Below are 11,456 nucleotides of genomic sequence, written 5' to 3' on the forward strand. Positions count from 1 at the left end.
GGTCCCTTCGGGGAATCCCGGAGATGGGAGTGTTCGCCGGGGGCGTAGTCGGCGGGGCCGTGGCCCGGTCGCCCGTGGGCGTGCGCGTCGTGTCCGCCCGACGGTGCGCGGGGGTCGGTCGCGCGGTTCCCCGCGCTCCTGAGGGCGTCCGGTCTCCTGGTGACGCGAAGGCCCCGGGGTTCGCCCCGGGGCCTTCGCGGTCGATCACCGTGCCGGGGCTCAGCCCTCGGTCTTCTCCTCGGCCTTCTCGTCGGCCTTCTCGTCGGCCGCGGCCTCGGAGGTCTCGGCCTCGGCGGCCTCGTCCTCGTCGTCCTCGAGGTCGACGGTCTCGCCGTTGGTGTCCTTGACGGTGGCCTTCTCGACCACGACGGCCAGCGCCTTGCCGCGGGCGACCTCGCCGACGAGCAGCGGGACCTGGCCCTGCTCGACGACGGCCTGGGCGAACTGGTCGGGGGACATGCCGGAGGAGGCCGCACGCCGCATGAGGTGCTCGGTGAGCTCCTCCTGGTTGACGTTGAGCTTCTCCTGCTTCACGAGCTCGTCGAGGACGAACTGGGTCTTGATGCCCTTGACCGCGGCTTCGCGGGTCTCGTTCTCGAACTCCTCCTCGGTCTTGCCCTGGATCTCCAGGTACTTCGCGAGGTCCAGGCCCATCTGGCCCAGCTGGTGGTGCTCGAGGTTGTGCTTGCGGGTGTTGATCTCGTCCTCGAGCAGCTTCTCGGGGACGGGCACCTCGACCAGCTCGAGCAGCTTGTCCAGGACGCGCTCCTGGGCCTGCGTGGCCTGGTCGTACTGCTTCATGTTCTCGAGGCGCTTGCGGCTGTCCGCCTTGAGCTCCTCGAGGGTGTCGAACTCGGAGGCGAGCTGGGCGAAGTCGTCGTCCAGCTCGGGCAGCTCACGCTTGGCGACCTGGGTGACCTTGACGGTGACCTCGGCCTCCTTGCCGGCCGCCGAGCCGCCCTTCAGCTCGGAGGTGAAGGTGGCCTCGCCACCGGCCTCCAGGCCCTTCACGGCGTCGTCGATACCGTCCAGCAGCTCACCGGAGCCGATCGTGTAGGAGACGCCGTCGGCGACGCCGTCCTCGAGGACCTCTCCGTCGACCTTGGCCTCGAGGTCGATGGTGACCACGTCGCCGTCCTCGGCCGCCCGCTCGACCGGGGTCGTGGAGGCGAAGCGCTCACGGAGCTGCTCCACCGACTTCTCCACGTCCTCGTCGGTGACCTCGACGGCGTCGACCTCGACCTCGATGCCGGAGTAGTCCGGGATCTCGATGGCCGGGCGGATGTCGACCTCGGCGGTGAAGTTCAGCGTCTCGCCGTCCTTCAGCTCCGTGATGTCGACCTCGGGCTGGCCCAGGGGGCTCAGCTCCGCCTCGTTCACGGCGTCGGTGTAGAACTTCGGGAGGGCGTCGTTGACCGCCTCCTCCAGCACCGCACCGCGGCCGAAGCGCTGGTCGATGACCCGGGCCGGGACCTTGCCCTTGCGGAAGCCCTTCACCGTGACCTGCTGGTTGATCTTCTTGTACGCCGCGTCGAGGCTGTCCTTGAGCTCCTCGAAGGGCACCTCGACAGTGAGCCGAACCCGGGTCGGGTTCAGGGTCTCCACGGCGCTCTTCACGGTTCGGTCTCCTTGTGGCTGACTTCTCGGGTTCTGCCGGGACCAGAGCGGTCCGGCCGATTCGCCGCCCGGAGGACTTTCAGAGACACACGGGCGTGCAGCTTGCATAGTAACGGCAGCGGCTGCGGCACCCAAAAGGCGATCACCGATGGTGAGCAGGTGGCTGGTCGGGGTGGCGGGATTTGAACCCACGGCCTTCCGCTCCCAAAGCGGACGCGCTACCAAGCTGCGCCACACCCCGTCTGGTGCGATCCGTAGGGTACATGCACGCGGGCGAAAGGTCCGCCGCCTTTACCGGCGCCGTGTCCGCACGGCGGCCTGCCGGACACGGGGTGTGCGACAAGGACGCACGACCCGCTACGATGCCTGTCAGTGCCGCGGTCACGGACGCGCGGCGCGCACCGTGCGGGCGTAGCTCAATGGTAGAGCCCCAGTCTTCCAAACTGGCTACGCGGGTTCGATTCCCGTCGCCCGCTCTGAACGGCCGAAGGCCCAGGTGAGAGGGTGTGTACCCGCCTCCTGGGCCTTCGTCGTACCTCCGGGCCGGGGGCCTCAGGCGGCCCCGTACCGCCGGGCGGGACCGCATACCTGCCGCGCGGCGTCCCCCAGGATCACGCCAGGACGGGCACCGGGCGGACCTCGGCGGCGCGCCTCCCTGGCACGCCTCAGGGCCGGTCCGGGGTGCCAGGGCCGGCCCTGAGGCGCGTCGGCGGGGGGACCTCTGCCGTGGGGCGGGGTCAGAAGCTGATGGAGTTGATCATGTCGGCTATCGAGTCCAGGAAGCGCTGGATGTCGTCGGCCATGCCCGTCGAGGCGAGGAAGAAGCCGAAGAGGACGGCGACGATCGCCGGCCCGGCCTTGATGGAGCCACCTCTCAGCAGCACCACCAGGATGATCGCCAACAGCAGCACCACTGACAGTGAAACGGCCACAACTGATCACACCCTTGGTCGGTTCGGCTTCGCCGGCCCGGGCGACGCATCCCCGCGCACCCCGCCAGAACCATCGTGCCACCAACAAGGCCGCCCTAACCGGCGGCTGACACATCGTCCGTCCCCTGGTCCCGCCACCGTCACCGCCGCACCGGCCGCCAAGAGGCAACACCTGTTTGTCGTACGGTAATTCGAGAGAACACCCGCCCGGCGAATTGGGCGACTTCAAGGGCGCTTACGCGGGACTTGCGAACACCGCCTTCTCCGCACCCTCACATGGTGTTCGCAGGTAATTCGAATAACCCCCGTTTCCCGGGCAGGGGGACATGTCACCTGAGTCTCAACCTGAGTCGCCACCCGCCGCCATGACCGGACTGATCACGAACAATCCTGACAAGAACGGCGTGCGGGAGCGACAACACGGCAGCTCTTCGCTTGTGTTGCCCATCACGCCCACGGTATGCGCGCATTGCCGAATCCGGGGTACTCGAACGCGATAACCAGGAATGACGTCGGGCGTTTTACGGATTCCCGAAGACGACGCTAGGGTGCCTGAGATGTTCCACGCTGCCTCGTCCCCCGCAAGCGCAGCGAGCTCCCCGATCGCCTCCCCGTTCCACCGCCGGGAGGGCCAGTGACGAACTCGCAGCGACCGTACGGCAACAGCAGGACGCCGCTCCCTCCGGTGCAGACGCCGGCCGACGGAGTGCCGGCCCCGCGCACCAGGACCCCGGAGGGCTCCCGGCCCGCCCCGGGAGGCAGACAGCGCGACGCCTTCTTCGACAACGCCAAGTACCTGGCGATCGTGCTGGTGGCCGTCGGTCACGCCTGGGGGCAGCTCCTGGACGACGGGGCGGTCGAGACGGCCTACCGGGTCGTCTACACCTTCCACATGCCGGCGTTCATCCTCATCTCCGGCTATTTCTCCCGCAGCTTCGACCTGCGCCCCAAGCACGTCCAGCGCCTGATCACCGGAGTCGTCGTCCCCTACGTGGTCTTCGAGACCGCGTACTCCCTCTTCCAGCGCTACGGCAACGACGAGCCGGAGCACGGCATCACGCTGCTGGACCCCACGTACCACCTGTGGTTCCTGTGCGCGCTGTTCGTGTGGCGGATCACCACGCCGGTGTGGAGGACGATCAGGCACCCGCTGCCGGTGTCCCTGGTCCTCGCCGCGCTCGGCTCGGTGTCCCCGCAGATCGGCGACGACCTGGAGCTCCAGCGGGTGCTGCAGTTCCTCCCCTTCTTCGTGCTGGGTCTGACCCTGCGCCCCGAACACTTCCGGATGGTCAAGCGCCGCTCGGTGCGCCTGGCGTCCGTGCCGGTGTTCGTCGCGGCGGCGGTCACGGCCTGGGCGACGATGCCGTACATGCGGCTGGGCTGGCTGTACCACAGCGATGCCGCCCAGGAGTTGGACACCGCCTGGTGGGCCGGCCCGCTCGTGGTGTGGGCCACGCTCGGCTGCTCGCTGGTGATGACCGTCTGCTTCCTCGCCTGGGTGCCGCGCCGCCGCATGTGGTTCACCTCCCTCGGCGCGGGCACCATCTACGGCTACCTGCTGCACGCCTTCCTGGTGCGCGCGGGCAACTACACCGACTTCTACGACCAGCCCGCGCTGCACGAGCCGCTCGGCGTGCTGGGACTCACCGTCTTCGCGGCCGCCGCCGTGACGCTGCTGTGCACCCGGCCGGTGCAGCGGGCGCTGCGCTGCGTGGTGGAGCCGCGCATGGAGTGGGCGTTCCGCCGGGACGCGGGCGAGGCGGCCCGGGTCCGTGAGCAGCCCAGGCCCGTCGAGGTGCGGGCGCCGGGCGAGAAGGTCTCCGTCTAGGTCCCCGCGTCCAGACCCAGGAGGGCGCGCATCCGCGCGTACTTGGCGGTCAGCCGGGTGCGGGTGGCGTCGTCGAGGACGGCGAGGCGGGCCGGGTCGGCGTTGTGCGCCAGGTCCGCCTCCTTCACCAGCGGCGCGCCCGGTGTGGCCAGGATGCGGGCCGCGTACTCCTCGGGCGGCTCGCCGGACCGCTTGGTCACGGCGAGCACGATGTCCTTGGTGCGCCGGGTGAGCGCCGCCTCCTCGAGCCACGCGTGGCTGAGCCTGTCGTCCTCCACGGCGTCGTGCAGCCAGGCCGCCGCGATCTGCTCGTCGTCGCCGCCCCGGAGCCGTACGCCCTCGGCGACCGCGTGCAGGTGCTCGGCGTAGGGGCGGCCCGCCTTGTCGGTCTGGCCGGTGTGCGCGGCGCGGGCGGTGGCCTCGACCTCGGCGAGGTCCATGATCGGTGTCCGGTTCACACGACCAGTGTGCCCGGAGCCGCTCAGCGTGCCGCGGCGGCGGTGGGGCCCTCGCGGCAGATCAGCAGCAGCGCCCGGTCGTCGTTGACGTCCTTGGCGACGGCCTCGATGAGGTGCCAGGCGGCGCCGTGGAAGCCGCCCGCGACATAGCGGTCGGCCTCGCCGGTGAGGCGGTCGATGCCCTCGACCATGTCCCGGTCCGAGGTCTCCACCAGGCCGTCGGTGAACAGCATCAGCACGTCGCCGGGGCGCAGCGAGCCCTTCACCGGGTCGAACTGGGCGCCGTCGTACACGCCGAGCAGAGGTCCGTCGGCGGCCTTCTCCTCCCAGCGGCCGCTGCCCGCGCTGAGCTGGAGACCCGGCGGATGTCCGGCGGAGTAGAGCTCGTAGTCGCCGGAGTCCAGGTCGAGGACCAGGTGGATGGACGTGGCGAAGCCCTCGTCCCAGTCCTGGCGGAGCAGATAGCCGTTGGCGGCGGGCAGGAAGTCGTGCGGGGGCAGACTGCCGAGCAGGCCGCCGAAGGCGCCCGACAGCAGCAGGGCGCGCGAGCCGGCGTCCATGCCCTTGCCGGAGACGTCGGTGAGGACGACCTCCAGCGTGCGTCCCCCGTTGGTGCGGGCCGCGACCACGAAGTCGCCGGAGAAGGACTGGCCGCCCGCGGGACGGAGCGCCATCTCCCGGTGCCAGCCTGTCGGCAGCTTGGGCAGCTTGCTCTGCACCCGGATGCGCTCTCGCAGGTCGAACAGCATGGTGCCGCCGCGCCGCCAGGGCACGCCGACCCTGCTGCGGAACTGGGCGACGAGCAGCCCGAAGAAGCCGCAGGCCGCGACGACCAGAACCACGCCGGGTGTGACCCGCGCCACACCTTCGGTGTAGGGGCCGAGTTGCACGGCCTCCACGATCAGCGCGGTGGCCGCCGCCGCGTAGAGCCCGAGCAGGCTGGCCGGGCGCAGCAGCAGACCGCCCGCGACGATCGGGATGCACAGGGCGGAGGGCGAGCACCACACGGAGTTGGCGAGGGTGCCCGCGGCGATCAGCGGGACGGTGAGGAGCAGCCCGGCGAGCGCGATCCAGTCCGAGCCGTCGCCGCGGAAGTAGTCGACGGCGGCCCGGCGCATGCCGACGCGGGCCCGGTGCCACTGCTTCTTCAACCGGGCCGTGAACGTCTCGGCCGCCGCGCGCCGCTCTCGTCCTGCTGCCATCAGTTCGGGACCCTATCCATCCAACCGGCCGCTTGGCACGGGAGGTCCAGGTTGTCCCCCCTCACGGGGGCCGGACTCACAGTGAACTTCACCCAGGGCCGTTCCGGGGCCCGGGCGGCGGAAATTGCCTCGCCCCGATTCCGCGGCCCTGGTAGGCATGGCGCCATGGTCGACGATCACACGGGCCCGGCGCCCGAACTGCGCAGCCTCCAGCCGGACGAGTGGGACAGCGCGTACGGGAACCTGCTGCGGGCCTTCGGAGGGCTGCCCGAGGCCGACGAGGAGCGCCGACTGTGGCGCGAGCTGACCGAGTTCGGCCGTTTCCTGGCCGCTTGGGACGGTGACCGGTGCGTGGCGTCCGGGGGTGCCTTCTCCTTCCGGCTGACCGTGCCCGGCGGGGCGTCGGTGCCGGCCGCGGGCGTGACGATGGTGAGCGTGGCCGCCACCCACCGACGGCGCGGGCTGCTGACCGCGATGATGCGCCGGCAGCTGGACGACATCCGCTCCTGGGGCGAGCCGCTGGCGGTGCTGACGGCGTCGGAGCCGGCGATCTACGGCCGGTTCGGCTACGGAGCGGCCACCTTCCAGCTGGACGCGGAGATCGACACCGTGCGCGCCGGTCTGTCGGTGCCGGACGGTACGGATGACGTACGACTGCGGTACGCGGACCCGGCCGAGGTGCTGGACGCGTGCGAGGCGGTCTACGCACAGCTGGTGCCGGGGCGTCCCGGGATGCCGGCGCGGCTGCCCGGCTGGGAGCGGCTGGGGGTGCTGGACCCGGAGAGCGAGCGGGGCGGGGCGTCGCCGCTGCAGTGCGTGGTCGCCGAGCGCGACGGCGCGACGGTCGGGTACGCGCGGTTCCGGGTGAAGCCGTCCTGGGGTCCGGGCGGGCCCGAGGGCGAGGTGGCGCTGAGCGCCCTGGACGCACTGGACCCGGCGGCGGCCGCGGCGCTGTGGCGGTTCCTGTTCGACCTGGACCTGACGTCGTCGCTGCGGGTGCGGGGGCGGCCGGTGGACGACGCCTGGCAATACCTGGTGAAGGACGTGCGGCGCTGCCGTCCGGCGGTGCGGGACGCGCTGTACGTGCGGCCGGTGGAGGTGGGTGCGGCGCTCGCAGCGCGCACGTACCGGACGCCGGTGGACGTGGTGCTGGAGGTGGAGGACGCCTTCTGCCCGTGGAACGCGGGGCGCTGGCGGCTGAGCGGGGACGCCAAGGGGGCGGTCTGCGAGCCGACCCGGGACGCGGCCGACCTCGCCCTGACGGTGCGGGAGCTGGGCGCCGCCTATCTGGGCGGGGTGAGCCTGACCGCGCTGGCCGCGGCCGGGCGGGTGCGGGAGCTGCGGGAAGGCGCGCTGGCCGAGGCGTCGGTGGCATTCGGCAGTGACCCGGCGCCGTGGCTGCCGCACGGCTTCTGATCTGCGGCTCAGGTCAGGCCCGCTGGCAGCCGGGGCACCAGAAGAGGTTGCGGGCGGCGAGGTCGGCGGTGCGGATCTCGCCGCCGCAGATGTGGCAGGGCAGGTTCGCCCGCCGGTACACGTACACCTCGCCGCCGTGGTCGTCGACGCGCGGCGGGCGGCCCATGGCCTCGGGGGTGTGCTCGGGGCGGACGGTGTCGATGCGGTTGTTCCGGACGCCCTCGCGCATCAGGACCACCAAGTCGTCCCAGACCGCGTCCCATTCGGCGCGGCCGAGGTCCTTGCCGGCCCGGTAGGGGTCGATGCCGTGGCGGAAGAGCACCTCGGCGCGGTAGACGTTGCCGACGCCCGCGACGACCTTCTGGTCCATGAGGAGCGCGGCGATCGTCGTGCGGCTGCGGCTGATCCTGCGCCAGGCCTGCTCGGGGTCGGCGTCGGGCCGGAGCGGGTCCGGGCCGAGCCGGTCGTGTATCGCCCGCTTCTCCGGCTCCGTGATCAGGGCGCAGGTGGTGGGGCCGCGCAGGTCCACGTGGGCGGTGCCGCCGGCCAGGCGCAGCCGCACGGTGTCGGTGGGCGGCGGCGCCGGGGCGGAGCCGAAGGTGACCTTGCCGAACAGGCCGAGGTGGATGTGCACCCACTCCGGGTGGCCGGGGTCGCCGAAGCCCAGGAAGAGGTGCTTGCCGTGGGCGTCGGTGGTGCGCAGCGGGGTGCGGTCGAGGAGGGCCGCGGCGTCGCTGAACTTGCCCTGGGGGCTGGTGACGCGCAGGAAGGGGTCCGCCCGGAAGGCCGTGGCGTAGTCCTCGGCCAGCCGGTGGATGGTGTGTCCCTCGGGCACGGTCCCCCTCGCTCGCTCCGCTGTCCGTGTCGGGTCGTTACTGCTGCGGGTGGTGCGCCGGGATCGGCGGGAGGTCGCCGGTGGTCTCGTAGTCGGAGAGCATGTCGATCCGGCGGATGTGGCGCTCGTCACCCGAGAACGGGGTGTTGAGGAAGATCTCGACGAACTTCGTCGCCTCCTCCTGGCTGTGCATGCGCGCGCCGACGGCCACCACGTTGGCGTCGTTGTGCTCGCGCCCCAGCGCGGCGGTCTGCTCGCTCCATGCCAGGGCGGCCCGAACGCCCTTGACCTTGTTGGCGGCGATCTGCTCGCCGTTGCCGGAGCCGCCGATCACGATGCCGAGGGAGCCGGGGTCCGCGGCGGTCCGCTCCGCGGCACGGAGGCAGAACGGCGGGTAGTCGTCCTGGGCGTCGTAGAGGTGCGGGCCGCAGTCGACGGGTTCGTGCCCCGCCCCCTTGAGCCACTCGACGAGGTGGTTCTTCAGTTCGTAGCCCGCATGGTCGGAGCCGAGATACACGCGCATGCGTCGAGTGTGACACGGCCGCTCCGGGGGAGCGGCGCGGGGTGGGCGCTGGCCAAAGTGTGAGCCAGTCCACAGGACCTCAGGAAAAGCTCGGGTAAAGATTGGAAATCAAAGGTTCCTGCGGAAGTGGACCTCCGTTTCACTGGTTCAGCTCGTGCACCGCTCGCACGGGTACCGCTCAACCGGCACAAAGGAAGACCCCCACATGACGTCGCAGCCGACCCTCACCAAGGCCGGTGACGGCCCCGAGGGCTCCGGAGGCCCGCCCCAGGGCTCCGGACTCCAGGCCGGTCTCAAGAACCGGCATCTGTCGATGATCGCCATCGGCGGTGTCATCGGCGCCGGACTCTTCGTCGGATCCAGCACCGGCATCGCCACCGCCGGTCCCGGCATCCTCCTGTCGTACGCGCTCGTCGGCACGCTCGTGGTGCTGGTGATGCGGATGCTCGGCGAGATGTCCGCGGCGAACCCGACCTCCGGTTCCTTCTCCGCGCACGCCGACCGGGCCCTCGGGCCCTGGGCCGGATTCACCATCGGCTGGCTGTACTGGTTCTTCTGGGTCGTCGTGCTCGCCGTGGAGGCGACCGCGGGCGCCGCCATCCTCGAGGGGTGGATACCCGCCGTCCCGCAGTGGGGCTGGGCGCTCATCGTGATGGTGGTGCTCACCGCGACGAACCTGGCCTCGGTCGGCTCCTACGGCGAGTTCGAGTTCTGGTTCGCGGGCATCAAGGTCGTCGCCATCGCCGCGTTCATCGTCGTCGGCGGGCTGGCCGTCTTCGGTGTGCTGCCCGGCGTCGACAGCGACCAGGCGGGCCTGTCCAACCTGACCGGCCACGGCGGCTTCCTGCCGAACGGCGCGGGCGCCATCCTCACCGGCATCCTGCTCGTGGTGTTCTCCTTCATGGGCAGCGAGATCGCCACCCTGGCGGCCGGCGAGTCGGAGGACCCGCAGCGGGCCGTCACCAAGGCGACCAACAGCATCATCTGGCGGATCGGCGTCTTCTACCTCGGCTCGATCCTCGTCGTGGTCTGCCTGCTCCCCTGGGACAGCGAGGCCATCGCCGAGGACGGCTCGTACGTCGCCGCGCTGGACTCGCTGGGCATCGCGCACGCGGGCCAGATCATGAACTTCATCGTGCTGACGTCCGTGCTGTCCTGTCTCAACTCCGGGCTCTACACGGCCTCCCGCATGGCCTTCTCGCTCGGCGAGCGCGGGGACGCGCCCAAGGCGTTCGCCCGGACCACCCACCGGGGCGTGCCGCGCGCCGCGATCCTCGTGTCGGTCGTGTTCGGCTTCGTCGCGGTCTTCTTCAACTACAAGTTCCCCGACTCCGTCTTCCTCTTCCTGGTCAACTCCTCCGGCGCGGTCGCGCTGTTCGTGTGGCTGGTGATCTGCTTCTCGCAGCTGCGGATGCGGAAGATCATCCAGGCGGAGGCGCCGGAGAAGCTGGTGGTGCGGATGTGGCTGTACCCGTACCTGACCTGGCTGAGCATCGCCTTCATCGTGTTCGTGCTGATCTACATGCTCACCGACACCGAGCACGACGGCCGGTCCACGATGCTGCTGACGATGCTGGTCGCGGCCGTGACGCTGGCGATCTCCCTGGTCCGGCACCGGCTGGCCGGCCGGCGGGCGACCGCCGCCGCCCCGGAACGGGACGAGGTGGGGGTGGGCTGACCCGCACCGCGCGCACCACGAAGGGCCCGGCGGACGCTGTGCGAGCGTCCGCCGGGCCCTTCGGCGTGGAAGGGAAGCGTCAGCGCTTGTCGACGAGCTTCCAGGCGGTCGGCAGCAGGCCCATCGCGAGCGCCGCCTTGAGCACGTCACCGATGAGGAACGGGGTCAGGCCGGCCGCGATCGCGGCGGAGGCGGACATCCCGGTGGCCAGGGCCAGGTACGGCACGCCGACGGCGTAGATGACCGCCGAGCCCAGCAGCATCGTGCCGGCCGTGCGCCAGGCGGAGCGGTCGGCGCCGCGGCGGGCGAGCGCGCCGACGACGACGGACGCCAGCAGCATGCCGAGGATGTAGCCGAACGACGGCATGCCCGTCCCGGACTTGCCCTCCGCGAACCACGGCACGCCCGCCATGCCCACCAGCGCGTACACCGCGAGGGAGGCGAAGCCGCGCCGGGCGCCGAGGGTGGTGCCGACGAGGAGCGCCGCGAAGGTCTGGCCGGTCACCGGCACCGGGGAGCCGGGCACGGGCACCGCGATCTGGGCGGCGAGACCGGTGAGCGCGGCGCCGCCGAGCACGAGGGCCGCGTCCCGGACACGGGAGGCGGGGACGAGGTCGGCGAGGACCTGTCCGGGCCGGGCGGAGGTGACGGTGGCGGTGCTCATGGGGACTCCCCGGGGTGAGGGCAAGTGGGAACACGGCGACGCTATACCGGCGCCCCCGCGCCGATCACCAGCAGCGCTCGACAAAGGCGCGATCACGGACTTGGTGGGCTCCGGACAAAGGGCGGGGGCGACACCTCGTCAGAGGTGACACGGGTCACTGAGGTGACGTGGTGTCGCCGACATGGACGGGCACGGCGACGGCTGTAGGGATCCACCAACGGGGACCGCGGTCACCGGCGACGCGCCGCTCGGCGCCGACGGCGAGGAGCCCTGCGCGACCGGGGCGGACGTCCCGCACCGCGC

The 11,456-nt window shown here is 71.4% G+C and carries 10 protein-coding genes and 2 tRNA genes; 4 read left to right on the forward strand and 8 right to left on the reverse strand.

Features of this window, described 5'->3' with window-relative positions; translation table 11 throughout:
• Positions 1–219 precede the first annotated feature (219 nt).
• A complete protein-coding gene (gene tig, locus MTR79_RS27865; RefSeq protein WP_086698962.1) occupies positions 220–1,617 on the reverse strand; it encodes a trigger factor in 1,398 nt (465 codons plus the stop codon).
• A gap of 164 nt (positions 1,618–1,781) precedes the next feature.
• Positions 1,782–1,858 (reverse strand) — tRNA-Pro (locus tag MTR79_RS27870).
• 164 nt (positions 1,859–2,022) lie between these two features.
• Here MTR79_RS27870 and MTR79_RS27875 point away from each other — a divergent pair.
• Positions 2,023–2,093, forward strand: a tRNA-Gly gene (locus MTR79_RS27875).
• Positions 2,094–2,354: 261 nt separating this feature from the next.
• Here MTR79_RS27875 and MTR79_RS27880 read toward each other — a convergent pair.
• Positions 2,355–2,549: a hypothetical protein gene (locus MTR79_RS27880; protein ID WP_244792201.1), complete on the reverse strand. Its 195-nt coding sequence runs from the start codon at positions 2,547–2,549 to the stop codon at positions 2,355–2,357.
• Between the two features lie 634 nt (positions 2,550–3,183).
• Here MTR79_RS27880 and MTR79_RS27885 point away from each other — a divergent pair.
• The gene (locus MTR79_RS27885) at positions 3,184–4,377 is read left to right on the forward strand and encodes an acyltransferase family protein (RefSeq protein ID WP_244792202.1); all 1,194 of its coding nucleotides are present in this window, start codon (positions 3,184–3,186) and stop codon (positions 4,375–4,377) included.
• Here the strand turns inward: MTR79_RS27885 and MTR79_RS27890 are convergent.
• Together MTR79_RS27890 and MTR79_RS27895 are read right to left on the reverse strand one after the other, a co-directional pair.
• Complete coding sequence (locus MTR79_RS27890) at positions 4,374–4,817, reverse strand: HD domain-containing protein (RefSeq protein ID WP_086698946.1); 444 nt, start codon at positions 4,815–4,817, stop codon at positions 4,374–4,376. The genes MTR79_RS27885 and MTR79_RS27890 overlap by 4 nt on opposite strands.
• A gap of 41 nt (positions 4,818–4,858) precedes the next feature.
• Positions 4,859–6,037, reverse strand: coding sequence for a PP2C family protein-serine/threonine phosphatase (locus MTR79_RS27895; RefSeq protein ID WP_048457885.1), 1,179 nt, complete (start codon positions 6,035–6,037; stop codon positions 4,859–4,861).
• A 165-nt stretch (positions 6,038–6,202) separates the two neighbouring features.
• Here MTR79_RS27895 and MTR79_RS27900 point away from each other — a divergent pair, with 165 nt between their 5' ends.
• On the forward strand, positions 6,203–7,453 hold the full coding sequence (locus tag MTR79_RS27900) for a GNAT family N-acetyltransferase (RefSeq protein WP_189365710.1): 1,251 nt from the start codon (positions 6,203–6,205) through the stop codon (positions 7,451–7,453).
• Positions 7,454–7,466: 13 nt separating this feature from the next.
• On the opposite strand, the gene MTR79_RS27905 is transcribed toward MTR79_RS27900, so the two are convergent.
• Together MTR79_RS27905 and MTR79_RS27910 are read right to left on the reverse strand one after the other, a co-directional pair.
• Entirely contained in the window at positions 7,467–8,288 is an 822-nt protein-coding gene (locus MTR79_RS27905; RefSeq protein WP_086698943.1) for a DNA-formamidopyrimidine glycosylase family protein, read from the reverse strand.
• A 37-nt stretch (positions 8,289–8,325) separates the two neighbouring features.
• On the reverse strand, positions 8,326–8,811 hold the full coding sequence (locus MTR79_RS27910) for a ribose-5-phosphate isomerase (protein WP_048457882.1): 486 nt from the start codon (positions 8,809–8,811) through the stop codon (positions 8,326–8,328).
• 205 nt (positions 8,812–9,016) lie between these two features.
• Here MTR79_RS27910 and MTR79_RS27915 point away from each other — a divergent pair, with 205 nt between their 5' ends.
• Entirely contained in the window at positions 9,017–10,489 is a 1,473-nt protein-coding gene (locus tag MTR79_RS27915) for an amino acid permease (protein ID WP_189365708.1), read from the forward strand.
• A 79-nt stretch (positions 10,490–10,568) separates the two neighbouring features.
• Here MTR79_RS27915 and MTR79_RS27920 read toward each other — a convergent pair whose 3' ends face one another.
• Positions 10,569–11,153, reverse strand: a complete 585-nt coding sequence (locus MTR79_RS27920; protein WP_244792203.1) for a biotin transporter BioY — start codon at positions 11,151–11,153, stop codon at positions 10,569–10,571.
• Positions 11,154–11,456 lie beyond the last annotated feature (303 nt).

The sequence above is a fragment of the Streptomyces sp. BJ20 genome (assembly GCF_022869105.1).
Taxonomy (GTDB): Bacteria; Actinomycetota; Actinomycetes; order Streptomycetales; family Streptomycetaceae; genus Streptomyces; species Streptomyces griseoincarnatus.